Source organism: Streptomyces sp. NPDC044064 (genome assembly GCF_056434245.1).
Genome location: NZ_JBWKFN010000052.1, coordinates 20623 through 45728, shown reverse-complemented (window position 1 = coordinate 45728; position 25106 = coordinate 20623). Strand labels below are relative to the sequence as shown.

General features: G+C 71.3%; 19 protein-coding genes. 14 read left to right on the top strand and 5 right to left on the bottom strand.

From position 1 onward, the window contains the following. The first annotated feature begins 786 nt into the window (after positions 1-786). Entirely contained in the window at positions 787-2739 is a 1953-nt protein-coding gene (locus AC07DS_RS44785) for a hypothetical protein (protein WP_479154484.1), read from the top strand. A gap of 12 nt (positions 2740-2751) precedes the next feature. Here AC07DS_RS44785 and AC07DS_RS44780 read toward each other — a convergent pair whose 3' ends face one another. The 3 genes from AC07DS_RS44780 to AC07DS_RS44770 form a co-directional block, all read right to left on the bottom strand. Further along, on the bottom strand, positions 2752-3861 hold the full coding sequence (locus tag AC07DS_RS44780; RefSeq protein WP_479154483.1) for an MmyB family transcriptional regulator: 1110 nt from the start codon (positions 3859-3861) through the stop codon (positions 2752-2754). Between the two features lie 280 nt (positions 3862-4141). Then, on the bottom strand, positions 4142-5206 hold the full coding sequence (locus tag AC07DS_RS44775) for a helix-turn-helix transcriptional regulator (RefSeq protein WP_479154482.1): 1065 nt from the start codon (positions 5204-5206) through the stop codon (positions 4142-4144). A gap of 1060 nt (positions 5207-6266) precedes the next feature. Beyond that, positions 6267-6827: a hypothetical protein gene (locus tag AC07DS_RS44770; RefSeq protein WP_479154481.1), complete on the bottom strand. Its 561-nt coding sequence runs from the start codon at positions 6825-6827 to the stop codon at positions 6267-6269. Between the two features lie 666 nt (positions 6828-7493). Between AC07DS_RS44770 and AC07DS_RS44765 the strand changes: the two genes are divergently transcribed. Then, on the top strand, positions 7494-7646 hold the full coding sequence (locus AC07DS_RS44765; protein WP_479154480.1) for a hypothetical protein: 153 nt from the start codon (positions 7494-7496) through the stop codon (positions 7644-7646). Between the two features lie 286 nt (positions 7647-7932). Here AC07DS_RS44765 and AC07DS_RS44760 read toward each other — a convergent pair whose 3' ends face one another. Then, a complete protein-coding gene (locus AC07DS_RS44760) occupies positions 7933-11382 on the bottom strand; it encodes a hypothetical protein (protein ID WP_479154479.1) in 3450 nt (1149 codons plus the stop codon). Positions 11383-11757: 375 nt separating this feature from the next. On the opposite strand from AC07DS_RS44760, the gene AC07DS_RS44755 reads away from it, so the two are divergent. From AC07DS_RS44755 to trpA, 8 genes are all read left to right on the top strand, one after another. Further along, on the top strand, positions 11758-11931 hold the full coding sequence (locus AC07DS_RS44755) for a hypothetical protein (protein WP_479154478.1): 174 nt from the start codon (positions 11758-11760) through the stop codon (positions 11929-11931). Positions 11932-11943: 12 nt separating this feature from the next. After that, positions 11944-12894: a hypothetical protein gene (locus tag AC07DS_RS44750; RefSeq protein ID WP_479154477.1), complete on the top strand. Its 951-nt coding sequence runs from the start codon at positions 11944-11946 to the stop codon at positions 12892-12894. 396 nt (positions 12895-13290) lie between these two features. Beyond that, positions 13291-14454 (top strand): MFS transporter, encoded by a 1164-nt coding sequence (locus AC07DS_RS44745; protein WP_479154476.1) that lies wholly within the window; start codon positions 13291-13293, stop codon positions 14452-14454. Continuing rightward, the gene (locus AC07DS_RS44740; RefSeq protein ID WP_479154475.1) at positions 14454-15146 is read left to right on the top strand and encodes an HAD family hydrolase; all 693 of its coding nucleotides are present in this window, start codon (positions 14454-14456) and stop codon (positions 15144-15146) included. The genes AC07DS_RS44745 and AC07DS_RS44740 overlap by 1 nt, the downstream gene beginning before the upstream one ends. Before the next feature lie 302 nt (positions 15147-15448). Next, a complete protein-coding gene (locus AC07DS_RS44735) occupies positions 15449-16246 on the top strand; it encodes an AfsR/SARP family transcriptional regulator (RefSeq protein ID WP_479154474.1) in 798 nt (265 codons plus the stop codon). Positions 16247-16715: 469 nt separating this feature from the next. Beyond that, on the top strand, positions 16716-17792 hold the full coding sequence (locus AC07DS_RS44730; protein ID WP_479154473.1) for a GNAT family N-acetyltransferase: 1077 nt from the start codon (positions 16716-16718) through the stop codon (positions 17790-17792). 15 nt (positions 17793-17807) lie between these two features. Next, entirely contained in the window at positions 17808-19073 is a 1266-nt protein-coding gene (locus tag AC07DS_RS44725) for an ATP-grasp domain-containing protein (protein ID WP_479154472.1), read from the top strand. Then, complete coding sequence (trpA, locus tag AC07DS_RS44720; protein ID WP_479154471.1) at positions 19073-19966, top strand: tryptophan synthase subunit alpha; 894 nt, start codon at positions 19073-19075, stop codon at positions 19964-19966. The genes AC07DS_RS44725 and trpA overlap by 1 nt, the downstream gene beginning before the upstream one ends. A gap of 48 nt (positions 19967-20014) precedes the next feature. Here the strand turns inward: trpA and AC07DS_RS44715 are convergent, their stop codons facing one another. After that, entirely contained in the window at positions 20015-21007 is a 993-nt protein-coding gene (locus tag AC07DS_RS44715) for a hypothetical protein (RefSeq protein ID WP_479154470.1), read from the bottom strand. A 223-nt stretch (positions 21008-21230) separates the two neighbouring features. Here AC07DS_RS44715 and AC07DS_RS44710 point away from each other — a divergent pair, with 223 nt between their 5' ends. The 4 genes from AC07DS_RS44710 (at position 21231) to AC07DS_RS44695 (ending at position 25017) form a co-directional block, all read left to right on the top strand. Beyond that, positions 21231-22271, top strand: coding sequence for a competence protein CoiA family protein (locus AC07DS_RS44710; RefSeq protein ID WP_479154469.1), 1041 nt, complete (start codon positions 21231-21233; stop codon positions 22269-22271). A gap of 668 nt (positions 22272-22939) precedes the next feature. Beyond that, complete coding sequence (locus AC07DS_RS44705) at positions 22940-23413, top strand: MarR family transcriptional regulator (protein ID WP_479154468.1); 474 nt, start codon at positions 22940-22942, stop codon at positions 23411-23413. Further along, positions 23410-23718 carry a replication initiation protein, RepL2 gene (locus AC07DS_RS44700; protein ID WP_403826085.1) on the top strand — a complete coding sequence of 103 codons (309 nt, stop codon included), beginning with the start codon at positions 23410-23412 and terminating at the stop codon, positions 23716-23718. The genes AC07DS_RS44705 and AC07DS_RS44700 overlap by 4 nt, the downstream gene beginning before the upstream one ends. A 207-nt stretch (positions 23719-23925) precedes the next feature. Further along, positions 23926-25017, top strand: coding sequence for a hypothetical protein (locus AC07DS_RS44695; RefSeq protein WP_479154467.1), 1092 nt, complete (start codon positions 23926-23928; stop codon positions 25015-25017). Positions 25018-25106: the final 89 nt, after the last annotated feature.

The following is a 25106-nucleotide window of genomic DNA, read 5'->3' as shown; positions in this document are numbered from 1 at the left end:
TCTCAGCGCTAGCGTGGGGGGGGGGTGCCCTCGCCCCCCCCCCCCCCCCCCCCCCCCCCCCCCCCCCCCACCCCCCCCCCCCCCCCCCCCCCCCCCCCCCCCCCGCTTCATGCCGCGGGCAGCTGACCAAGGGCGCCAGGGTCTATGCCGGCGGCTACCGGCAGACGGACATCATCAAGCAGCCTGGCTCTATATCAAGGTCAACTCCGGTGCCCACGCTGGTCAGCACGGAGTCAGTGATGGCCAGGCGGGCCGGGACAGCCCACACTGGCCCGTCTGCCGACCCTCTCAGCACACTGGCTGCCCGCCGGGCGGGAGTGAGACGGCCACCCCGTCAGACCGCCTTGGAAGCAGCCCGGCCTGCTGCTGAGATCGATCCCGTACCAGCCCGCTGCACCGCTGAACCCACGAGGAGTCCTCATGACCCGCCCGTGCAAGTCCCGCCCAGCCCTGATGTCCGTGCGTCCGGCGTCCGAGCGTGCGGTGCGTCTCGCCCAGCGCCCGTTCCGCCCGGAGTCGGAGCTCGACGCCCGGCCGTAACCGCCGCCGGCCTTCCCGGCCTCCCCCTGCGCCCGCCTGGTGCCCCGATCCCCGGCGGGCGCACCGCGTCGTGAGCCCTGGGTCGTACGCCCTGCCCAGTGGCCCGGCAGAAGCCGGCCAGGCGGGAGCCCAGCGCATCCGTAGCCCGCGTGCCGGGCTACGGGAGACAAAGACCTCGCGTCCTCTTGCAGCCGGTAGCAGGCGCCAGCCAGGCTCCACGGCACCGTCTGCCAAAGGAGCTCTGGCGTGCGCCCTTCCCCCGACCTCGCAGGCAAGATCGAGCGTGCCGACGCCGCAGTCATCACGTTCGTGCAAGCCCGTTCCCGGATGGAGGATTTCGAGGCTGCGAACCGGGCGGTGCGCCGCTATCCCGGCCTCGACCCGGAGAGCCGCACTCGCGCAGGCGGGGTGCGCCGCGACTACGCCGCGGTGGTGCTGAGCGATCTGCTTGCCGACCTGGCACTGTGGGAGGACCTCCACGGGCATGGCGGCCACGAGATGCTGCGCGAGCTGCGCATTAAGTGGCCCTTCGGCGAACTCGACGGGCCGGCGAGGCACCTCGCTGCCGAGCTCGTCTCCTTCGCCACCGAACACAACGTTTCCCTGCGTGAGGCAGTCGACAAGGCGCTGTCGGTCTACACCGAGGAATGGCGGGACGCCGAGAGCCACTGGAAACAGCAGGCTGCCCATGGAGCTGTTCCCGCTGATACCACCGGCCTGAGCTACACCGTTACACCCACCACTTCGGCCTCTCCCAGCGGGTCGGCGGCCGAGGAGCTCAATCTGCCCACTGCCGCGGCGGCGCTCGGTCTCTTCCTTACCCGAGATCGCCCCGACAGCCCGGTGCAGATGACTCAGCTTCAGGCCGACGGCAGCCACAAGCCGCTCGACCACACGGCACTGTGGGCGGACGTCCTCGAGGAGACAGGACCGACAGGGGAGTGGGACTACGTCCGCGCTGCCTGGTTCGATCAGGCACACATGACGTGGAAGGAAGCCGCCCACCGGGTTGATGAGCACTACCTCGACCGGGTCGAGCAGGCCACACGGGACGAGAGCCGCTACTCGCCGGTGATGCTCTTCCGCCTGCGGGCCGCGCTGATCGCCAGCCATCAGTACGAGTTCTGGCAGGAGGACTACGGCAAAAGCCGGGTCGAGGCCCTGGACGAGGTGCTGAAGAAGTTCGTGGAGCAGACCGGCCTGCCTCATGAGGCCGGAGAACTAGAGACGGCCGCTGCGCTCCTGGCCAACCTGGCGCTGATCCTCGACACCCAGGGGCTGCCCGGCCGTCTCCTTCTGCAGCCGGCCAACACCGCTGAGCCCGTGTGGCCGAAGCAGACCGGGCTCGCGGGCGACCTGGCTGTCCTGCTGCACGATCGCTTCCGCAGCCCTGCAGGGCTCTTTTCCTCGCTGCTTCAGCAGGCTCAGGCCATCCACGACGCACAATGGGGGGCCGAAGCCGACTATCTCGCCGAGCAGGTCCGCAGCGGCCACCTGAATGCCCGTACTCCCCTGCGGTACACCCTGTCCTCGCCCGCGCGCGCATCGAATCCGGCATTCGAGCAGGAATGTCCGAACGCGGCTGTGGCGTGGCTGGAGTTCCTGCAGCACGACACGCCGCAGCGGCCGGCCGAGATCACCGCCACTCTCACTGACGGCCGCCGGGCACCGGTGGACCTGGCTGCCCTGGCACACGATGCGCACATCGAACTCCACCACGAGGACGGGTGGAACTGGCTCGACGGGGATCTGGAGCAGGACCGCACCCGCCGGGAGGAGCAGGCCCAGGCCGTCTGGCTGCGCCGGCAGTTGGCCGACACGTCCGTGCGGCCCGACCGCGCCGCGCCACGCCGTGAGCGGATCGAAGCCGTCCTCGGCTCCTCCGGCCAGGCGCTGGCCTTCCTCCGTCGCCGAGCCGGACATGCCTCACCGGCCCCGTCGATTCGCGAGCAGGAGGCCCTGCGCCGGGCAGAGGCCGCCCTTACCCGCCTGTTCGCCCAGACACCCGACGCGGGTCGAACCGACCGCCTGCGCACTGCCGCCCTGGCGGCCATCGCCGAATCCGCCGCCCGGCAGGAAGATCTCGCCGCCGCGACGCCGCAGACCCCCTCCCTGCCCGCAGCCGCAGAACAGACCGACCACCCCCAGCACCACCATCAGGCGGCGCAGACGCCCGGCACCGCCGCGCAGCGCCCGTGACGGCGTCTGCCGTCACGACGCAGGAAGCCAGCAGAAGTCCAAAGCAAGCCCGGCGGCTGTCGAGGCGCCGCCACCACGCGTGACGGCGACGCTGGCCACCCAGCTGGCCACCAGTTCCCGGCGCGCGGACAGGGGCATCTGGTGCCGCCACTGATACAGCGCGTGCTGCACGGAAACCGGCGCGGGCAAGGCCGGCTCGTTGCCGCCGGCCATCACGACCTCCTGCAGCCGAGCCAGCCCAGCCAGTGCCCCCTCCGTGTACACGCGGGGCAGCACCACCTTGGCTACCTCATCCTCCAGGGCTGCCGCGTCCACGGCCTCGCAGCAGTCCCGTGGGCAGCGGTAGACCGGGCCCCACTCGTAGACCATGTCCGACTGGCAGGTGGCGCAGCGTGCGATGCCCGCCAGTACGGCTTCTGACCACTGTGCGGCGTCCGGGTCCTGGCCCGGCAGCAGCAGCGGCTCGATGTGCAGAGCAATCTGCCGCAGATCCGGGCGGCGTGCCGGCACGGACACGAACAGGGACACCATCTGGTAGGGCCCGCTCTCGGTGCGCCATACCAAGTCCAGTCCGTCGACGTCCGGCCGTCGGGTCCAGCCGGCCTTCCGCACGTCTCGCTCGATCTCGTCGGCCAGGGACCACAGGTCAGGGTCGAAGGGGGCCATGATGAGTGCGTCGTACAGCACTGCTGCGAAGGTTCCCGCGACGTCGGCGGCGTTGACCAGATGCCGACGGGCTTCGGGCGAGCACAGTACCCAGCGCAGCAGGCTCCGACCGGGCTGGAGGACTTCGGGCAGCAGGCGAGTAGCTTTTGGATTGGCCTCGACCACGCGCCAGCCGTGGTCCACCACGATGGCCGGCACGGTGAAGCTCCGCAGCGTGGCGGCGAGGGCTGTTCCGAGGGGCTTGCCGCAGAAGTTCAGGCCGGTGCGGGCCTCGGCCGGGATCTGCAGAGCCTCAAGTGCCGCCGTGTAGGCAGCGGCGCCCGGCCATCCTGAGCCCGTCTCCAGAGCTTCGTACTGCCGGGGTGTCATTCCTGCGGCGGACGCGACGTCCAAGGTGGACCGGCCGGATCTGGTGCGGTAGCCACGCAGGGTCTGCCCGACCGTCGCTCCATACATGCCCTGTTGTCCTTTTCCGGGTGCCATCCCAGCCTGCGGGGCCTGTTGGTGCACCACCATAAGGGCCGGTGCCACGCTGAGTCACAGGAGAAGGAGGGGTCGAGGCATGGAACCGGACACGCTGTACATCTGGTCCGGTCCGAGGCCTTGACGCTTCGGTGATCCATGCATGTATTGACGGTCTGTCACAAACGTGAATGTGGCATCTTCTTCGTCGGCCCGGCGGGCGCGGCCGTGCCCTGCCCGGGGCGGGAGGTGGGCTCGGCAGGCCCGCGTCTGCCTACTGTGAGGCGGGATGGGACCCCGAGAGCGTCCCGCTGGGGCCCGTCTCACGCGCGGGGCAGGCCCGCATCGGTGGGACGCGGCAGTCGGCGTCGGAGACGTCGAGCAGCCCGGAGCGGGCCAGCTTCCAGCCCAGCTGGAGACGGCTGTTGCTGCCGCCGACCGCGTCGCTCAGCTTGGCGATGTGGTTGCGCACCGTCCGTTCGTTGATGCCGAAGCGCTTGGCGATGATCGCGTCGGTGTGTCCGTCGACCAGCAGTTGAGCGATGGCCCGCTGGCGATCGGTGACTCCGTCGACGCTGGGCTCGGGTGGCGCGTACAGCGGGGTCGCGGTGAACCAGAGCTGGTCGAAGACCCCTGCCAGGTAGTCGATGAGCGCCGGCTGGCGGACCTCGAGAGCGACCTGGCGGTCCGCCTGCGCCGGGATGATTGCCACGCTCAGGTCGAACAGCAGCAGCCGCTCGGGCAGTTCGTCCAGGATCCTCGCCTCGGCCATGCCGTCGAGCGCGGAGTAGTACTCCACCAGGCCGCGGCCGTAGCGGGCGGAGGGCTGGTAGAGGGTGCGCATCTGCACGTTCCGCTCCGCCAGCTTGAGCGCGCGGGGAAGCGCGTCGGCCAGTGCGGACTCGGAGCGGATCCCGCCGGGCTGGATGGCCAGCATCCGCTCCTGCGCGTTGTCTACGGCCTCGTCGATGGCGGCCTTGATCCGCGGCAGGCCCTCCAGGATCGTGAACGGCCCGCCCTGAACGCACGCCACCTCCCGGCGCATCATCGGGTTGAGGAGCTCTGCCAGGCGGGCGCCGCGCTCGCGCTCGACCGCCACCCGGCGCTCCAGCGTGTCCAGCAGCCGAGGCAGCACCACGGCGGCCTCCACGGCCAGGAAGACGTCCTCGCGGTCGGGATCGGGGTGCAGCAGACCCAGGTCGATCAGGCAGGGTGCCCGCTCGGCCTCGGCCCGGGCAACGGATCCTCCCGACCGTAGAGCGCGCTCGTAGATCTCGGCACCGTCTGCACAGACGTCCTCTTGCTCGGGGTGCTGGTGCGGCGCTATGCCCCCTGCCACTGCTGCCCCTCTCACCGGTGTTGGTCAGGCCGGATGCGGAATCCTACGGCCCGCCAGGGTGCGGACTGCGAACCAATTTTCGGCTCCGAGAGGCGGAGTGCCTCCTGCGCACTGGCCCGTCCAGTATCCGAACAGCTCGCGACGGCGCGCGATCCCGGGCGTGTCCCCGCGACCCGGCGGCGCCTGTGTGCACGAAGATCCGCGCGCGGCCGTCCCCGTTCTTCGGTTGCCTCGCAGAGAGCCTCTCCGCCCCTCACCAACCCCGGCGGTGGCGCGGAAAGGCCCGCCGGATCCCGGCGTAGCTCGATTCCTCGGCGTTGTCCAGCCATCGGTGCACCGCTATCTCACCGGGGAACGAGAACCCACCTTCGCCGACCTGCAGCGCCTGCTCGCCGGTATGGGATGCGGGCTGGAACGCTGGTGCGCACTGGCTGTGTCAGTGCGCACGGGAGCCGTTTCGAGGCCACTTCGGATGCCGCTGCGACCCTTCCTGGCGGGCCGATTGTGGCCGTCGCTCGCCGCCCGTCCACGTCGTACGTCCTCGCTTCGCTGCGGGCGCTCCACCTGGGCCTGCGACTCTCCGACGGCAAGAGCCCGATGCAGTCGTGGAAGGGACCAGAGTGGTCGCAACCCGAGCTGCCCGAGCCTGGTCGGCATGACATCCACAGTCACGCATGTGCTCACAGGGCGCGAAGCCCGGCGTCCTCGGGTTCCCAGCGCACCGCGAGCTCCAGCTCCTTGCGCGCCTGCGTGTCTCCTCCTCGCCACGGGGCCAACGCCAGTTCCTGCGGCAGGACCCCAGCACGGCTCAGGGCGCCGGCCTGCTCGCTGCGCAGCGCCCTTCGGCAGGCGCAATACCGTTGGCTCCGACGGACCTGTGGTTGAGCAGGTCCCATTCGAGCAAGTCGTTGATGGAAGCGGCCAGTTGCCTCCACGGCAGCCACCCGCCCGTGCCTGGTGAGCGTGTGTGCGCACGGGCCACGCGCCGCAGCCCGTCCTCGGCAGAGTCGATGCTGACGTCTCAGCCTCTTCGAGCGGCCGATGCTGTCGGGCCGAGGGGTCATGACGAGGGCCTGTTAGTCCGCAGGTGAGCGGAACCCTGAGCGAGGTAGGTGCTGCAGAACTGGCTTTCCGAGGGTTCCCACACACCGTCCGCCAGGTCATGCCAGGCACCGGTAGCGAGCAGTTCGCCCAGCGTGGGTCGGAGCAATGCCACCGGCCCGTTCTGCAGATGCTCGTCCTCGTCGCCGTCGTCGATGAACGGTTCTTCGTACCGATCCACGCCCAGCCATCCCTGGGGGGTGCACAGCACGGCGGTGAGGCAGAAGTCACCGAGATCCTCGTTGCCCCGGCTGCGGTAGGCATGCAGGGTGACGGGCTGACGGCGCAACTGCCGCACAGAGCCTCCGTCGTTGGCGAGGTAATGGGCAGCAAACTCGATCTCGCTCTGGATGTTGCTCACCGCGAACGAGGCTTCGAGCCGGCGCCAGTCCGGGCCCGGGCTGATCAACCATTGGGTCCGGGTACTGTCCTCCCACCCCTCCGCGGACCCGAAGAGGTCCATGCGCTCCCCCTCCATGGCGGGATCCGGGCCCAGCCATCGTGGTGTCTCTTCGAGCATCGAACCTCCTGAGGGCTCCGGGCAGTTCGTCATGGCAGCCCCGTTCATACCGCTGTGGTCCCGGGCGTTGATCCGGGACCACGCCCACACTTGTGGGTAGGAGCCTCGTCATCACGCGTGCTCCCGGCGGGCGCACAGCAAGGTTCCGACTCTCCCGCCCGGCGGGCACTTTGCCGCCCAAGGGGGCACCTGTGGCGGGCAAGCCGCCGTGCTCCGTGGGCCGACTGAGGGGAACGTCGACAAGGGCCGTGTCCCGCCGGGCGGGCCGGTGGCGCTCGCGGCTGCCCGCGGGCAGGAGGCGGCGCGCCGCGGTGACCACCGCCGGATAGGAAGCAGGGATCTTGCCGCCGGTGGCCGCACTAGCTTCGCGCCTGACCACCGCCAGGCCGCGCGCCGCACACTCTCCAGGTGGCTGCCGAACCAAGGAGCCCCCGCACAGGCGCCTTCGCCCCGCTCGCGTCCGGCGTCCATCGCGGGCCGCCAGGTATGCGGGTCCACGGCGAATGGGAGACCTACTGCGCCGCCCGGAGAAGGACCGCGTGAGACCCATCAGCCGCCGCCTGGCTCGCTAACGAGCTGTGGTGGAGCGCCTTCCGGGACGAGATCCTCACCCAGCTCGGCACCGCACCCGCGCTGCGGGCGGATGCCGCCGCCGAAATGGACCGCATGCGCCGACGCGGGCTGAACGCCCTCCGGTACGGCCTGACCAGCGACCTAGCCCCGTTCTTCGTGAAGATCCAGGACGCCGAGCAGTCCGCAGAGTGCCTGCTGACCCTGCGCGTCATCATGCCTGCCCGGCGCGGGCCGACCACCGGGTGAGGCATGACGAGCCTGGCTGACCTCGCAGCCGAGAGACTCACGGCACTCGGCGTCCTTCGCGAGGGCAGGCGCGGTAGGCGCCCCCTGCGACGGCGCCGCCGACCGCGCCCGGCCTGAAGAGGGTCAAGGGACACAGCCAGGCCGGTGTCTCTTGTCGGCCCTCCGTCCTTGAGGAGATAACTCCTGGTCTAGGAGCTTTTGCCGGTGGGGCGGAGGGGCGCGCAGGGACACACAGGGACGGATTTCTCGGTCTTGCGCACGAAACCGGGTCCCCGGACCGGCGCGGTCAGCGGATCGTGGGCGACTGTGACGAGGAGGGCGGAAGGATCCCGGTCTGCTGCTGGGCGGCGTCGAGGGCCTGCCGAGGCTGTGCCGTCGGCGGCACAGCGGCGTCTGTGACCGCTCCGGGCTGGGTGTGCAGGTCGTGAACTCGTGACGCCGCTTGCTCCCGCGCAGCCTCCGCCACGGACTGCAGGAAGAACGCCTGGGAGGCATCGCGCGCAGCAGCAGCCCGCTCTTCCCTGACCCCCGTGGGGTAGTCGCCGTACAGAGGCTCTAGGACCTGATGGCCGACGGCTCGCTCCGCCGCGCGCAGGAGTTGACGGGCGGCATCGGGCTGTTCGAGCAGCCGTCTCGGCAGGGCGTCGAGCGTGGAGGAGAGTTCCAGCGGCCCAGGAGTGGGGCTGGCGACCTGGCTGAAGACATCCATGAGGTTGCCCCGCTCCAGCTCCCGGGAGAGGTACCACAGCCACGCGCCGTGCTGCCCCACCTGGTCCCCGGGGGCTGGCTTCGGGGCTGCCGGATCGAGACTGATGAGCCGGTCGAGCGCAGCCCGGGCGTAGGGCCGGGCCTCCTCTGTGTTCACGGACGCGCCGGCGAGCACGGCCCAGTGGCGGCGCATCTGGTGTTCCGACGTGGCATGACTGCCTGCATTCGCCGCCCGGGCGGCTCGCAGGGCGGCCGTCGTCTCCACGGTGCCTTTCTCCACCGCCTCCCAGGCGCGGATGTCCAGGTGATCGGTCACCAGTGACGGCAGTTCGTGATCGACACGAAGCGCCCACGCCGCTCCTGCTTGGCCCCAGGCCACCGGGTCATGCCCGGGTTCACTGTGTGCGGCAGCGCCACGGTGCGTCTCCCCGAGCCAGTCGGCCAGAGCCTGGCCGAGCCGCTTCTCCTGGCCAGCTTCCACCCCATCAAGGGCCTGTGCGAGCACCCTGCCGACCGGTAGCTCGGTGCTTTTGGTCGAGCCCGCGGTGCCGGTGAGGATCACGTACCGCTGCATCGGCCGGTCGCGCTGTGCCCACTGCGCCACGGCCTCGAGCGGATCGGCGGTCAGCGTGCTCCAGGCGGTGTCGTCGTCGGCGACCCGGACCGCGTACCACCGGCGAAGGCCGCCTGCCTCGAGTGGGGCGCGCCCCTCCAGCACCGGGAACAGTGCGTCCCACAGCGGTCCTGCCTGCTGCGCGTACCCGTCCGTATCCAGTTCGCCGCTCTGCACCTGCTCAGCCAGCTCGTACAGTTCCAGCTGCAGATCGGACCGCTGCTCGGCCCGCCGTGCCGCATTCCACGCCTGCCCGGCGGCCTCCAGCGCGGCTAGCTGCGCCGCACTGGTTCCCTCGGCGGCCTCCAGCGCCCGTCCCTCCGCCGAAGTCAGCCGCTCGAACAGCACGTTCGTGTCGGTGGGCTGGCTGTCGGTGAGCCGGTAGGGGGCGGGGAAGCCGTCGGCGGAGTAGGCCACCACGGCCTGTCTTGGCGGCTGGGTGAACTCCGCGAGCGCGTAATGGGTGTTGCCGACCGTGGCCGAGGCCAGGATGGTGGCCCGTGGCGCCGGTTCCGGGCGCGCCCCCAGGTCATCGGCCGCCGGCCCGAGGTAGACCTCCTCGATGTCGGCGTCGTCTACTTCCGCTTCCGCCAGGTTGACTGCTTCCGCGAGTTCGTCCTCAGAGCGGTAGACGGCACGCCGCTGGCCGAAGAAGTTGCCTCCCCCGTCGAGGGCTGTCTGTTCCTCGGCTGCGCCCTGCTGGATGCGGGCCAGCATGTTGGCCTCCTTGGCCTCCTCGGGGAAGCCTGCCAAGCGGCTCACCCAGGCGAGGACCGGGCCCCGGGGCGGGACTTCGGACAGGTACCGGATCCAGCGCGCCCCCATCTCCTCCGGGTGCAGGCCCTCGGGTTCGTCGGCCAGCAGCCACTGCGCCAGTTCGCGGTCCACCTCCCAGTGCTCACGGGGTTGCGACAGGGCCGCGCGGACCTGCTCGACCAGGCTGCGCGCAGTGCGCTGCCGCCACCGCCCGCCCCCTTCGCTCTCCTCGATCCGGACCGGGTTCGCGGGGAACAGGGTGTCCGGACCGGGCCGGTCCTGCTGTGTCCACGCCGACAGCGCCTGCCGGGGATCCGCGGTCACCCGGTACGGTCCGCCCTCGGGCCCGATGCGCAGCAGCGGTGGCGCCAAGGCCGGCACCGTCGCGGGCTCGTCGGACGGCACGGGCTGGTTCCAGGTCAGGGCCCGCAGTGCCTCCTCGACCCGGCCCAACGCCATCCACCTCTCCACCTCCTGCCGCTCCTGCGGGCCCAGCAGATAGCCCTGATCCAGCGCGTCCGGCACATCGAGCACCTCGTCGAGCACGCTCAACTGCCGTGCCGCCTCCAGCCGCGCCTGCTGCTCACTGGGGAATGCGCCCCGCAACAGGCGGCGAGCCTGCGCCACCACGCCCTCGCCCGTGCCCGTCGGGGCCCGGGCGATGATCTCCTCGTGGTGCGCGGCGAGGAACGCGAAGGCGGCGTCCTGAGCCGTCTGCTGTTCCTCGGCTGCCGCCCGTCGGACCCTGCTGTGCTGCCAGAACTCGCGCTGGGCGTCCTCACCGTCCGGTTCCCAATTACGCCCCAGGCCTGGATTCCGCTCGCGCGGCCAGCGGTCAGCCCAGGCCCGCTCATCAGCGGTCAACGAAACAGGGCCCGCGGTGAAGTCGCTATACAGCCGGGCTGCTTCCTCACGGCTGGCCCAGAAGTTGTTGTCGTCCCCGTCGCGGCGGATCAGCTCGTTCTCGTTGCCGTACCGGTAGGCGGCCCGCGCCCACTGCTCAAGTCCGGGATGCCCGAACCCGAGAAATCCTTCGACGAAGGCGGCCCGCTGGTCCCGTTCCAGCGCCATTGTCAGGAAGAAGTCTGCTGTCGTCTCCAGGGCGGACGCGCTCTCCGCGTGTGCCCTCAGCTGCCGCCAGGCCTGCTGATAGTCGCGAGAGGACCACTCGGGGTAGGAGGCGCGGGCCGGGTCACGCCACTGGCTTTCGTGCTCCAGCAGTTCCAGCAGCTGGCTGACCCGCTCGTGCGCCAGATCCCAGCCCCGGCCTGCGGGTTCGGGCAGGGCAATGGCGTCCTCGATCCCGTCCGGGAGGGGGGCGCGGAAGGCAGCGGCCCACCGGGCCGCGGCCCCGTCCCAGTCCGGGCCCGGGGGAACGTTGGGGTCGGCCGGGATACGCAGGTGATGGCTCAGCCAGGACACCCGGGCGTTGTGCCACATGTCGGCCACCAGGCCGGGGGAGGGCTCGGTGGCGGCGAGCTCGGCCAGCGACGCCTCGCGGGCCCGATCGTCGTCGACCGCGAAGACCCGGTGGGCAAGCCCCTGCTGGTCGGCCCGCAGGATGTAGAGGGCGGCGTCCAGCGGGTGCGCGCTGACGTACTCCGTGGCTTTCCCGTCCGGGCCTATGGTGATCACGAAGTAGCTGGGGTCCTCCGCCATGCCGCCTCCTCCATCTGCTGCTCGAAGGGCACAGCGTGCCTGCGCCAGCAGGGAGACAGGGGCGTCTGCCGTGAGCTTTGTGCGCCGCTCCCGCCCCGTGCAACACCATCGTGTTTTCCGTCCCGCCCCACGGTGGCCGCCGCCTCCGGCGACGTCGCCGCCCACCTCGCCGTCACCGCCCGCGTCACGCTGCGACAGACGACACGGTGGTGGGACACGGAGGAGACGGGCCCGTTCTGTGGGCCCTGCACAGGGATTTCCTCCCACCGGGCGGGAGCCGGTGCGGCAGGCGCCCAGTGGGCATTGCCGCGACTGCAACCAGCGTGGTCAGGGTGATGGAACCGCTTCCGGATCATGACGCCAAGGAGCCCCGCCATGCCAGCACGCCCCTCTCCCACCCGACTACTGCGCATCGGGACGGCGGCCGCCATAGCCGGGCTCGTCCGGGTTCTCACCGACCTCTTCCACGGCCAGACCGCCGCCTATCTGCCTGCCCGCGGCAGCGCCCGGATCCTCGGATTCACCTACAGCGTTGTCGACGCCCACTGACCGGAGGAGACTGTGACGACCGCCCTGACGCACCTGACCCGGGCCCTGGCTGGCGTGCTCGCCGACACAGCCCGCCAATCCGGGCACCGGATCGCCACCAACACCGCTGTGTCCGGGCTGGATTGGCCAGCCGATGTCCTGGCGACCTCCCCGAGCCGCCGTCCCACCATCCTGCAGGTCGCCCCGCTCGCTGCCGACAGTGAGGAGATCGGCGCGCAGACCGCGCAGGCGCTCAAACACGGCCTGGACATCGTGTGGTTCACCCCCGAAGCCCACGACCCGCCCTGGCTGCCCCGTGTACCCGCGGTCCGCGTCACCGCACCCGCACGCCCTGGCGAAGAGTGGAACGCGCAGGCCGCCATGCAGCGGCTGACCGCTGACGCCTGTACGTGCGGCCCGGCCTGGGGCCACGGCATACACCGCGCCTGGGCACGGCCCGAGACGGTCCCTCTCGCCGCCATGCTGGACGATCTTCTGGCTGGCCGCCTCGTCCACGCCACCGTCCAACCCGACCTGCCCGGACGCCGGTTCACCGCGTGGGCGAGGAATCAGGACGTACGCGCCGAAGCAGACCACCTGCGCACCCTGGCCGCCGGCACCCGCGCGCTCACCGACGCCGCCCACGCTTCAGCGCCCTACATCCCGCTCCCCGAGGGGCGGCCCGCCGCGCCGCTGGGCCGGCTGCTGGAGGCCGCCCGCCGATGGGCCCGGCACAAGACCGGAGTGGTCTGCCACATCGAAACCGCGAGTGCCGACTGGATGGCCGGCGGCTTCGTGGTCACCCCCAGCCGCCGCCCTCCAGGCAGCGCGCTGCCCCAGGTCACAGCCCTGGTGCGCCCCCTGCCCCACAAGGCCGACTGGACCGGCGAACTGAGCACCGTCCCGGTGCTGGTCGGATCGCCGGAGGAGTACTTCACCCTCCGGCGCACCGCACCCGCAGCCGCTCAGATCCTCATCCTGTGACCTGGCCTCCTGCCCTGCGCTTGCGACGCCCCCATTCGGTGGCCGGCCATCGTGTCATCTGGGAGAGCACCTGCAAGACGCCCGCCTCATGGGCCCATTGAGCACTCCGTAGCCCGCCGGGCGGGACCGCGGCAGGCGCCCACTCGGCGGGCATTGCTGGAGTACCACACCGGTGACAACGCTGATGTCCCTTTCTCCGGCCCCTGCCCGCCTGCGCCCCCGGCGGACCAGCCACGGGGCCCCGATCCCCCCTTGGCGAGTGAAGGTCACGATGACACCCGACACCCCTTTGTCCGTGCCCAGATCCATCCCGGCAGCGTCGCGCCGTGCCGTCGCGGCACGGGCGTCCGGCTGGCGGACTCCCGGCTCGGCCTCACCGGCCCAGGCGGCACGACGGTGACCGCGACGATCGCGGTCGATGCGGCCGCTCCGCCTCGGGCAGCACGGCGCCTGCTCACCGGCTGCTTCGTCGGGCTGGGTGTGGTCATGGCGGTATGGGGGGCGCGGATGCCTGCCGTCCAGACAGCGGCCCACCTCGGCCCCGGCCGACTGTCCGTGGTGCTGCTGGCCGCAGCGGCAGGCATGGTCGCCGGTCTGCAGATCGGAGGCCGCCTGGCTCAGCGGCACGGCCCCGCCCGGCTGCTCGTGGCACCCGCCATCGTCTTCGGACTCTCCCTCGGCGCCCTGGGACAGTGCCGCACCCTGACGAGTCTCTGCGTCGTCGCAGTGGCCTTCGGCCTGGCGCATGGTCTTCTCGACGTCGGCGTCAACGCAGCAGCGGTGCAGTGCCAGCACGGGTACGGCCGCAGCATCATGTCCGGGCTCCACGCCGCGTACAGCCTGGGCGCGTTGGCCGGTGCCGGCCTTGCCGCGGCCACTACCTGGGTGTCCCACCAGGTCGTATTCGCCGCTGTTGGCGCAGCAGTTGCCCTGGCGGCCGCAGCAGCCGGGCCGAAGGTGCGGCACATACAGGCGCTCGACGAGCACACCGCCGGCGAAGAACACAGTGACTCCGGCGGGCCCAAGGGACTGAGCCGCTCGACGATGTGGCTGCTGGGATCGCTTGCCGCGGCCTGCCTGCTCGCAGAAGGAGCGGCCAACGACTGGGCGGCTGTGCACCTGCGCCATCTGGACGCGTCGGAAAGCACGGCGGCGTCCGCCTACGCCCTCTACAGCGCTGCCATGGCCGCAGGCCGATTGATCGGTGACCGGTTCACCGCCCGCTTCGGCGCGGTCACCGTCGTACGTGCAGGCGCCCTCATCGCGTCCGCCGGCCTGGCCGCAGGACTGCTCGCAGCCTCCGCTCCTGCCGCATTGGCCGGGTGGATGGCCCTCGGCCTGGGCCTGTCCACGGCCGTCCCCTCCTTGATCACCGCCGCCGGACGCGGCGGCCCGCGGGCCGTGGGCACCGTCGCGGCGACCGGCTACATCGGCCTGCTGGCCGGACCCGCCGCGATCGGCGCGCTCGCCTCGATCCTCACGCTTCCCACAGCCCTCGTTCTTCCCGCAGTCCTGGCTGCCGTCGTCGCAGTCACCGCCCGTCGAGCACTGGAGTCCTGATGGCCAGCACACCCACCACCGCTTCCCAGCCCCTGTCCGTCGACGAGCTGGAGGCGGTGATCTGGGACTACAACGGGGTCCTCGGCCTGCAGCCGACCCCCGACATGTGGTCGCGTCTCGCGGTCCTGGCCGGTTGGCCCGCCGCGCACATCGAGATATTCATGCGAGCCTTCTGGGGCAGACGCGCCGCCTACGACGCCGGCGAACTCAGCGATCACGCGTTCTGGCGCGACCTCGTGCGCGGCGGACGGGAAGCGGGTCCCGGAAGCGAGCTCCTGGCCGCCCTGCGCACGGCCGACATCCAGATGTGGACCCGTACCGACCCGGCGGTCCTGGAAGTCCTGCACCGCCTGCACGCAGTCGGCGTCCCCATGACGCTGCTGTCCAACGCGCCGCTCCCGCTGGCCTCCGCCCTCGACGACACCGAGTGGTGCGCCACCCTGATGTCCCGCACGGTCTACTCGGCCAGGATTGGGACGAACAAGCCAGCGGCCAGGGCGTACGAAGCGGCGCTCGTGGCGGCCGGATCACCGGAACCCAGCCGGACGCTGTTCGTCGACGACCGCGCCGACAACATCGAAGCAGCAGCCCGGCTGGGCATGCGGACGCTGCACTATCAGGGGGATGCGGCCGAGCTGGCCAGCCGGCTGCCGCAAGCAACCATGCCCCGGACGTTCTCCCCAGCAGCCTGATTCCCATGAGCGCGGGCGGTGCCGCAACACGTGACAGGCATCGGGATTCTCAGATGCAGGAGTCAATGCCGTCGACCGCGAGCGCCCGGGAAGCTGTGAACAGCACGGGGAAACGGAGCCGGGAGCGAGGAGAGCGCCCGGGCCGGATCTCCCGTGACCGCCGCGTCCTGGCGGGGCAGACGCCCCGGCGGGCCGCTGCAGGAGCTGAGGCTGGCTTGGCCACGGCGTGTTCGGTCACCCTGTCTTTCGCCGCAGCGCCGCCTCAGAGCCACCGTCGCCGAAGAACTGTCAAGGGGGAAGACATGCTGAGGTTCTCCGTTCTCGGGGCACTGGAGATACGCACCGACGCGGGTCCGGCGGACGTCTCCGGCGACCTCCAGCGCACCCTGGTGCAGACACTGCTGGTCAGTGAGGGGCGGCCGGTGTCCGGGGAGAGCCTGGCCGAGGAGATGTGGGGCGAGGCCGTACCCGACAACCAGGCCAACGCCCTGCAGGCACACGTGAGCAGGCTGCGGCGCAGGCTCCGTGCGCTGGAGCCGGCCCGCCCGGCTTCCCGGGTGACCATGCATCCCGCCGGGTACCAGCTCTGCGTAGGAGAGGGCGAGCTGGACGCGGCCGAGTTCGTGCGAGCCGTACGGCAGGCGGAGTCGGCGTCTGCCCGGGACGCTGCGCGCACCGCCCGACTGCTCGGCGAGTCCCTTGCGATGTGGCGCGGGCCCGTCTTCGGCGGCATTCCCGGCGGCACCCTGTGCCAGCTGGCCGGCGCCCGCTACGAGGAGTACCGGATGCGGGCGATGGAGTTGCGCTTCGACGCAGAGCTGCGCCTCGGCCACCACGCGGCCGTCCTCGCGGAACTGGCCGAGACACACTCCCACCACCCGCTGCGCGAGCGGTTCTGCGAGCAGTTGATGATCGCCCTGTACTGCTCGGGTCGGCAGGTCGACGCGCTCGACGTCTTCCGGCGCATGAGCCGCCACCTCGACGACGAACTTGGCATCCAGCCCTCCCCCTCGCTGCGCAAGGTCGAGACCGCGATTCTCTCCCACGACCCGGCCCTCATCGGCGCCCCGCGCATCCCCACGCCCCTCCAACCCGTCTGAGGCCTATATCGACGGCGATAGCCCCCGCCACACAGTTGGTTGTCTGACCTCTCCACACCCGAAGCCGCGATGAGGAGAGCTGGCCGCTGCGCAGGGCAGGACCAACAGTCAAAGCGGCATCCGTTACCCGTCCGCAAGGACCGTACGTCTTCCGAAGGCATCGCGCTGTCTTGGTCCTTTTTCCAGAGGTTCCCCACAGTCCTCGGCGCCGGCCTCAGCAGCTCCTGAAGCCCTCTGCCCCTGCCAGACGCCTTGATGCCCGCCTCGCGGGAGGCACACCAACAAGTTGGCCGCCAGGCGGGAGCGCACCATACGCCCTGGCCCAACGCCTCGCCGCGGCCTCGGCACGGTGCCCAGACTGGCTGCGCACCCCGCCCTGACCCGAGGTGCGCAGGCGGGTGGACGGACGGGCGAGATGGGCACCTGCTCCGTCCACCCGCCTCATTGCCCCATCACCTAGAGAGCCCTGATGACCGCCACCTCGCTGTCTGCCGGTGTCCGCGCCCGCTGGCACCGCACCCTCGCCTCGCTGCCCGAGGACCGGCCCGCCGTCACCCCCTTCCACACGCGGCAGTGGGCTGCGGCCTGGCAGAGCCCGCAGGTCGAATCGGCGCTGGCGCACCGGCACTTGATCCTCAGCGACGGCCAGCACAGTCACCGGCTCTCCTACCTGCTCTCCGACGCCAGCCCGCTGTGGAAGGACCTGGAGAGCGACACCCACCGCCGCGCCCCCGTCTTCTCCGGCCCCGTGGTGTATGCGCCCAGCCTCTACAGCCAGTACGGCGGGCTGCCCGGCGCCTCCGCCCTGGTCCTGGCGGAGGCCGTCGACAGGGGCCGCCAACTCGCCCTGGAATGCCACGCCCAGGCCCTCCTGGTGCCCAACCTGGCACCTGTCGAGCTGGAGCAGTGGACCCGGATCCGGCCGCCCGACGCCCATGTGCGCCTCTTCTACGCCCACCGCACCCCGGTCGGCGCCGACCTCGCGGAGTTCACCGCCCGCATCCCCAGCAGCCAGGCCCGCGAGGGGTTCCGGCAACAGCACCGCCGCGGCGCCGCCGCCGGCCTTCGCATGCGCGCGGTGACCGGCGCCGCTCTGCCGCCGGTCCTGCCCGCTGTCCACGCCCTGCACCAGGACGAGGCCCGCAGACAGGGCCGCCCCGCCCTCTACAACCTGCCGATGCTCACCGCTCTGCCCCGCATCCCCGGCGCGCTCGCCCTGCTGGCCGAGGAGACCGACGGCACCCTTGCCGGGGCCTTCCTGGGCTTCCGCCACGGGACCACGCTCTATCTGTGGGCCGAGACCGTCGCGCACGGCCGAAGCGGTGACCACACCCGGGGGTGGCTGCTGGCCGAGAGCATCCGCCACGCCGCCGCCACCGGCGCCCGCGTCCTGGACGCCGGACGCGGCCACTACCAGTTCAAGCGCCGGATGGGCTTCACCCCCGTCCCGCTGACCACGGCCGTCTACCTCACCGCCCCCGCCCCCCGGGTGATCAGCAGCCTGCGGGAACTGGACACCGCCCTGGACGCCATCCGCCGCCCCTGACCCAAGGAAGTGGACATGACCGCACGCGAGGGCGCCCCCGCCCTGCTCCTGATCGGCACGGGGGAGAGGCACTACCGGCAGGACGCGCTCACGTCCCTGGCCGACCGCTACAGCGTCCTCCTCCTCGACGACACCGCCCCGACCTGGCAGCAGCCCTTCCTGGCCGGCCACCAGGTAACCGACCTCAGCGACACGGCCGCGCTGCGCGCCGCCACCACCAGCCTCGCGACCGCCCACGACATCGGGGGAGTACTCACCTGGAACCCGGCCGCCACCGCCCCCGCCGCGGCCATCGCCCAACTGCTCGACACCGCGGGACTGGACCCGGCGGCCGCACACGCCAGCCGCCACCAGGCGGCGGCCCACGCCGTGCTCGACGCCCACGGGGTGGCCGCGCCCCGCTGGGTCCCGGTCGGTGACCCTGGCCAGCTCCGCATCGCCGCCAAACGCCTCGGCTACCCCCTCGTCCTCAAGCCCGCCATCGCAGGCAGCGCGCGAGCAGTCCGGGTGGACGGGAGCGAACAGCTCGATGCCGCCTACGCGTTCACCGCGCAGACCGCCGCCCGGCACAGCAACGAGAGCGCGGGCCTGCTCGCCGAGGAGTACCAGGGCGGTCCCGAGGTCGGCGTCGAAGTGGTCTCCATCCCCGGCCGCCACGTCGTGGCCGCTATCACCCACACCCAGCGCGGCGAGGCCTTCGAAGCGACCGACCGACTCGTCGCACCCGCCCTGCGCTCACCGCTCACGGACGCGGCCGAGCAGACCGCCATCGAGGCCCTCGAGGCGCTCGACATCACCCACGGCGTCTCCCACGTCACGGTGCGGCTGACCTCCAACGGGCCGCAGGTCACCGCCGTCACGCCGTGCCTGGCCGACGACCTGATCCCGCACCTGGTCCAACTGGCCACCGGCATCGACCTGGTGGCCGCCGCCGCCGACCTGGCCATGGGCCTCCTGCCCGACCTGCGCCCCAGCCACCTGCGCGCGGCGGCGGTCGGCTTCGTCCACCCGCACACGGCCGGAGAACTGCGGTCGCTGACCGTGGATCCTTCCCTGCCCGCCCGCACCTGGTGCGACCGGGCCGTGCTCGAGCAGCAGCCCGGCACCCACCTCGCCCCACCGGCCGACGGACACACCGCACGCCTCGCCCACCTGGTGGTGACCGCCGACACCCCGGCGCTGTGCCGCAGACACCTGGACCGGGCGCTCGCCGCCGTCCATGCCACCATCGCCCCGGCCGCCCCCGACGACCAGGCCGACGAGCAGGCGGCCGCCGCCTGATGCCCGCCCACCAGCCGCTCGCTCCCGTCCCGGTCCACGTAGGAGCGCCGGCGGCGGGCGGCCCGGCGTCCGCCGGCCACCAAGGCGGGCACGGCGGGGCGGCACACGCCCTCGACGCAGCCTTCCGCACCCGCAGCCCGCTGCTGGCCGCCTACCTTCCCGCCGGATATCCCGACCCTGCGACCAGCCTGGACCTGCTGCACCAACTCGCTGCCAGCGCCGACATCCTGGAGGTGGGCTGGCCGTACACCGATCCGATGATGGATGGCCCCATCATCCAGGAGGCCGGAGCCCAGGCCCTGGCAGCCGGGTTCACCGTCCGCCACCTCATGCAGACCGTGCGCTCTCTCGCGCCCATCACCCACGTGCTGGTGATGGGCTACTACCAGCCTCTCTACCGCTACGGCCTGCGGCGTACGGCAGAAGAACTCGCCGCGGCCGGGGCGGCTGGCGTGATCCTGCCCGACCTGAACATCGACGAGGCCGCCCCCTGGCTTGCCGAAGCGCGCCGAGTCGGCCTGCACACGGTCTTCGTCATCGCCCCCACGGCCAGCGACGAGCGATTGCGCCGCATTGCGGCGGCCGGGGGCGGCATGCTCTACGTCCCTGCCACCGCCGGGGTCACCGGCACGACCGGCACCTTGAGCGCGTCGCTGCCGTCCTTCGTCCGTCGGCTGCGGACACTGACCAGCCTGCCGGTTGGCGTCGGGATCGGAGTCTCCCGGCCCGAACAAGCCTCCTACATCGGGCAGTTCGCGGACGCGGCCATCGTGGGCTCCGCCTTCATCCGGGCCGTACGGGGTGCCCCGGGGCGCGCGGGGATTGCCGCTGCCACCCAGTTGGCAGGCGAACTCCGCCAGGCTCTGCGCGTTCCGGCCGTGACAGCGGCCTGACCGGCCGATACGCGGCCGTGTCCCTGCTGCAGGCCTGCGGGCTACCGATTACCTGACAGCAGCTCGGCCGCGCTGAGAGGAAGAATCCGCGCTGTTCTGGGGGGAGGCTTGCGCCGGGATGACCGGACCGCTCGCCGGGGACGGCGCTGCGGCGGCCGGTGCCGGCCGCGCGACGTCCATCGTTTTCACACGCTTGGCCGATTCGCGGGTCAGCCCCCACAACGCCACAGTCTGGGCATGCGTCAGGCGCACCGCCGCCTTCCCGAACAGCTGGCCCGCTTCAGGCAGGGACTCGGCCTGCCTGGCCACCTCAGCACTGTAGGACTGGTGCTCGGCGAGCAGCGGCCGCATAGACCGGTGCGCCATTTTCTCGATCGACTCCACGCTCGCCTGGTCGAGGTCGACGGCGGGCAGGTTGGCCGAGACCGCCATCGTGCGCAGCAACTTGAGCTGGGCCGGCGATGCTTCCCGACCGGAATCGAGCACCGACTGCACCGCCGCCGCAACGTGCGCCACCGCCTTCAGATGCCACAGCCGTGCACTGTCCGGGGTCACGATCCGCTCCTCTAACGGCCACGTACTGGAGGCGTGGTAGCCCGCTACCGCCTGCAGATCGGCGTTCAGTACCGAGCAAACAAAGAAGGGGCGTTCCGTTGCCTGGTGAGACTCGAGCTCGCGACCGCGCAGTGACCGCATGTTGTCCGCCGACAGAGCATCGGCATGGAAGGCCTCGTAGACCCGGGATATCAGGGTGGGGCCGGCCGGAGCTTGGAGGATGAGGAGAGCGGCGTGAGCCTTCTCTCGGATGGTGCGCGGCCCCTGCAGGCCGGATTCGGCGGCGAGCCCGGGACGGGGGACAGGCTGATGGACAGCCTGATGGAGCAAGAGGGACGTCTCAATCGTCCACTGGGTGAAGGCGCGCTCGGACTCCTCCCGCAGCGCCCGGATCTCCTTCTGCCCAGCACCGTCCTCTACGGCACGGCGGGTGGCCGCCAGGAGCCGGACAAGCTCCTCTTCGCGGGCCTGGAGGTTCTCGGACATGAGGGCACGCTGCCACGAGGGCGCGCTGCTGCAGAGGGCATAGCCCGCCGCCCGGGCACGGCAGGCCGATGCAGCCCGCCGGGCAGGAAGGACGGCAGATATCCGACCGCGGGACGGGAGGCCACGAGGCGGCGGTGCCAGGACCTCTCGTGGCTCGGTCCGGCGCCGCTCATGCTCGGCAGCTGTCGGGTGCAAGCCACAGGTCAGGCCAGGGGAGGGGTGGGTGGACGGCAACACGGATCTGCTGGTGGTCGGCTTCGACCTGTGCACCGGTCGCGAAGTCCACGTCTTAGAACAGCCGGCGCAGTACTGGCGCGCCCGCGGCTACCCGCACGGTGACGCCACCCTCATCTGCTGTTACTGCTACCGCGGTATCGACGCCCCTCGGGGCACCCGGATCCCGCTCGTGGTCCGGGGCCGCCTCGGGGGACAGGTGCGTACGCACTTCGCCCACCCACCGGGCCAGGCCCCCGCCGCGGGTCATCACCCCGAGAGCGTGTGGCACCTCACTTCCAAGCACACCTTGGCACGGTGGGCCCGCACCCAGCCCGCCGTCGCGGCCGTCCACATCGAGCAGTGGACACCACAGCGTGAACGGCGCGCCGACGTCCTGGTCACCCTCATCGACGGCACCCGCCTGGCTCTGGAAGTGCAGAAGGAACTGCTCACCGACGCCCACTTCCAGGCGCGGCACCACGACTACGCCGCTCAGGACGTCCGCGACGTGTGGTTCTGGCGGCCCGGCCTGCAAGTGCCGCACGCGGTCCTCGCAGAAGGACTGCCCGTGTGGTTCCTCGACGCGGCCGCCGTCCAGGTCACCATCCTCGTCGCCCGTCCCCACGTTCGCCCTCACCAGTGGTGGCAGCTGTCCGACCTCGCGCCCTTCGCCCGACACCACCCGCCCTGCGCGCTGGAGGCCACGGAGAAGGTCATCTTCGCGCTAAACGCCCTCGGCCTTGACCCGCGCGGGGCCTCGCTGCCCCGTGCACTGCGAGAGATGCTGCGCGAGGACCACCGCAAGGTCCAGGCGCTTGCCCGGCAGCGCGCCAACGAAGCAGGCCGAGCTGCGCTGGAGCGCTTCGCTCGCCAAGGCCGACCGCACCGCCTGACACCGCGCCTGCCGGGTCAGTCTGTCCCCCGGCGCCGCCCGGCGCCCGCTGCAAGGACACGGCCGGCGCCCAAGCCAGCCAAACCGCAATGCGAGGTCTGCAGCAGACCCCTCGACCCCCGCCTCGTCCCCTACGGCCGCCACCTCTTGTGCTGACAGCCCCGAGCCCGGGCCTCGCGCGTCTTGCCCGGGGCCGGGCCGGTGGGCAGGGGCGCGGTGGCTGAGCAGGCTTCGCGTGCGGCGCCGTGGTCGGGTGCGGGTCGTGGACGGCACCAGCGGAGCTGCGTCCCGGGTGGCACAGGCCCTGACGGACAAAGACATGGAGGCGTGGCTGATACCGGGAAGGGGGCCGCCGCTCGGCCGTGGCCGGCCGCCCGGCTCCGTACCTCCGCACGCCGCCGCGTCCCCGCGGCGCCGCCGGAGCTGACGTTCGTCGGCCGAGGCATCACACCGCTGGGGATGGGCGAAGCCGGCCGACACGCGCGACGCGCCGGGGCGCGTGATCGAAATGCTGAGCGGATTGACGGATCAGCGCCCACGGCCCGCAGCTGCTGTACAGCATGCAGAGAGAGACACGCTCTCACCCCGGCTGACCTGCCGTTTTCGCTGACCGATACCGCTCCCAAGATCGGATATGCCGCTTCCGGAGCCGTGTTATGCCGCTCCTGCAACCGCGTTATCCCGCTCCTGGAGTCTGGATATCCGGCTCTCCGGAGCGGCAAGCATGAACTATGAGTACATGTTGTGGGAGTTCAGGGATCCGGACTCGCGTTAGGGTGTGCATGTACTCATGGTTCATGTAGCACGACGACCGGAGAGACGGTATGGCGCGCTCTGCGCAGCAACCGGGGGAGAACGGCGCCCACGGCCCGGAACCGCGCACGCGCTTCGGCTACATCAGCGGCTACAGCACGGTCGACAACGAACGCCTGGAAGCACTGGCAGCCGTCCCCAAAGAGGACGGAGGGCTGACCGACCGCGAGTTCCGCATCTTCATGTGGTTCGTCGGCGCCACGCCCTGCCCCGGGGAGCCGGTAATGAAGACCACCGCGTACATCGCCAAACGGACGGGGACGTCCCCCGACGCCCTGGGCCGCATCGTCCGCAAACTGGTCAGCCGACGGCTCCTCTTCCTCGCCGACGAGTTCGGCCGTCAGCGGTTCTACAAGGTCAGCCCGTACTTCGCGAGCCAACTGTCCTCCGCGGAGCAGCGTGAGGCGATCCGGGCCTACAACCCGCCGGACATTCCGGGACTCCGGGACCTGCAGCGGCCCAGGTTTGTAAAGGGGGATCAGTGACGACCAGCGGTGACCCGGTAGCGCGCGAAGTTCTGCGGCGCACCAAGGGCCTCAAACCCAACCAGCGGCTCATCATGCAGCTCTACGCCGTCATGCCCAAGGACTTCAGCGGCGCCGTCAAGCAGACCGCCACCAACCTGGCCGGTGAGCTCGGCATGACACCCACCCTGTTCAGCCGGGTGCGTGGAGAACTCGCCAAGGACGGCTGGCTCGAAGAGGTCGAACGGATCTCCAACAGCCCCATCTTCCGCCTGGGCGAGAAGGCCACCGGAGAACGCACCGTTATCCCGCTGCGTTCGGCCTGACCCACTCCGGCCCCCACCGGGCAGCGACCAAGCGGACCCAAGCGACTGGGATTGAGGCACGCCCGCCGCCGGCGCCGGCTGCAGCGGGACGACAACAGCCCCAGGCGCCCGCGCGGCGGGAAGCGGCGCACTCGGCAGCCCGCGCGGCGGGAGGCCGCCGGGTCCGCCGCAGTGAGGGCTGGCTGCGTCCGGACGGCAATAGGCACGGTGGAGACCGAGGCCGCCCGCACGCGATCGGCGCGGGGCAGTATCCCGGAGGAGACCGTCATTCCCGCCATACGCAAGACCCTCACCGCCACAGCCCTGGTCGGCGCCATCCTGACCGGGGCCGCAGCCTGCGGGACCACCGAGAAGCTCTCCGCGGCACAGAAGATCGACCGGGCCGTCGACAAGCTCGGCGAGCAGCGCTCGCTCTCCATGGAACTCGACCTGGACACCGACGCCGCCACGCTCAAGGCCCTGGACACCAAGGCCGACCCCGGCACCCCGATGCCCACCGAGGCCGCCCAGCTGCTCGCCGACGCCCGCGTCTCGCTGTCCGTGCAGTCGAAGAAGCCGCTGAAGGACTCGGGGGAGAAGGACCTCATCGGCACGGCCGTGAAGTTCTCCAGCGCCGACACGGACCTGATCGAGTACCGCATCGCCGGCGACTACGCTTACCTGCGCGCAGACGCGAAGGCGATCGCCGCGAAGACCGGCAGCCCCCTGCCGGCCGCCGAGGACCTGCCCGAGACCGCCACCGCCCTCAAGGCCCTCCTCAGCGGACAGTGGATCAAGGTCTCCACGGCTGACCTCAAGGACGACACGGGCACCGGCGCCAGCGCCGCCCCCAGCCCCGACGCCAGCACCCAGCGCAAGCTCACCGAGGCGCTGCGCACCGTGCTGGCCCGTGAGGTCGCTCTGAAGGACACCGGCGAGCGAGGCGGCGCCGACCACATCACCGCCACCGCCTCGCTGAAGACCCTGCTCACCGAACTCGTCGACGAGATCCGCCCGTTCGCCAAGGATCTCCCCCCGGGCGCCGCGCTGCCCTCGGCCAAGGACCTCAAGGACGTGCCCGACGAGAAGGCGACCGCCGACTTCGCCCTGAAGAACGGCCAGTTGACGGAGGTCACCGTCAACCTCGCCAAGCTGGCCGAGAACGCCAAGGTCAAGAAGTTCGACCTCGTCGTCCGGCTGGGCAAGGGCGAGACAGCCACGGCCCCGTCCCCGGCCACCGAGGTCACCATGGAGGAGCTGAGGCAGCAGTTCCTCGGCGGCCCCGCGACCGGGAGCCTGGAGCAGACCCCCACCGCGTGACCCAAGCACGGGGCGGCGCCGCCCGGCCGCGCCGCCCCGGTGTGCACGAGCTGACCGTCTTCCGTCCGCGCGATCAGCATCACCTCGTG

What these genes read in the sequence shown, in the direction of transcription:
- AC07DS_RS44760 (WP_479154479.1), bottom strand. Translation starts at nt 11,382, where the DNA reads ATGGCGGAGGACCCCAGCTACTTCGTGATCACCATAGGCCCGGACGGG.
- AC07DS_RS44715 (WP_479154470.1), bottom strand. Translation starts at nt 21,007, where the DNA reads ATGTCCGAGAACCTCCAGGCCCGCGAAGAGGAGCTTGTCCGGCTCCTG.
- AC07DS_RS44725 (WP_479154472.1), top strand. Translation starts at nt 17,808, where the DNA reads ATGACCGCACGCGAGGGCGCCCCCGCCCTGCTCCTGATCGGCACGGGG.
- AC07DS_RS44740 (WP_479154475.1), top strand. Translation starts at nt 14,454, where the DNA reads ATGGCCAGCACACCCACCACCGCTTCCCAGCCCCTGTCCGTCGACGAG.
- AC07DS_RS44730 (WP_479154473.1), top strand. Translation starts at nt 16,716, where the DNA reads ATGACCGCCACCTCGCTGTCTGCCGGTGTCCGCGCCCGCTGGCACCGC.
- AC07DS_RS44755 (WP_479154478.1), top strand. Translation starts at nt 11,758, where the DNA reads ATGCCAGCACGCCCCTCTCCCACCCGACTACTGCGCATCGGGACGGCG.
- trpA (WP_479154471.1), top strand. Translation starts at nt 19,073, where the DNA reads ATGCCCGCCCACCAGCCGCTCGCTCCCGTCCCGGTCCACGTAGGAGCG.
- AC07DS_RS44770 (WP_479154481.1), bottom strand. Translation starts at nt 6,827, where the DNA reads ATGCTCGAAGAGACACCACGATGGCTGGGCCCGGATCCCGCCATGGAG.
- AC07DS_RS44735 (WP_479154474.1), top strand. Translation starts at nt 15,449, where the DNA reads ATGCTGAGGTTCTCCGTTCTCGGGGCACTGGAGATACGCACCGACGCG.
- AC07DS_RS44780 (WP_479154483.1), bottom strand. Translation starts at nt 3,861, where the DNA reads ATGTATGGAGCGACGGTCGGGCAGACCCTGCGTGGCTACCGCACCAGA.
- AC07DS_RS44765 (WP_479154480.1), top strand. Translation starts at nt 7,494, where the DNA reads ATGCGCCGACGCGGGCTGAACGCCCTCCGGTACGGCCTGACCAGCGAC.
- AC07DS_RS44705 (WP_479154468.1), top strand. Translation starts at nt 22,940, where the DNA reads ATGGCGCGCTCTGCGCAGCAACCGGGGGAGAACGGCGCCCACGGCCCG.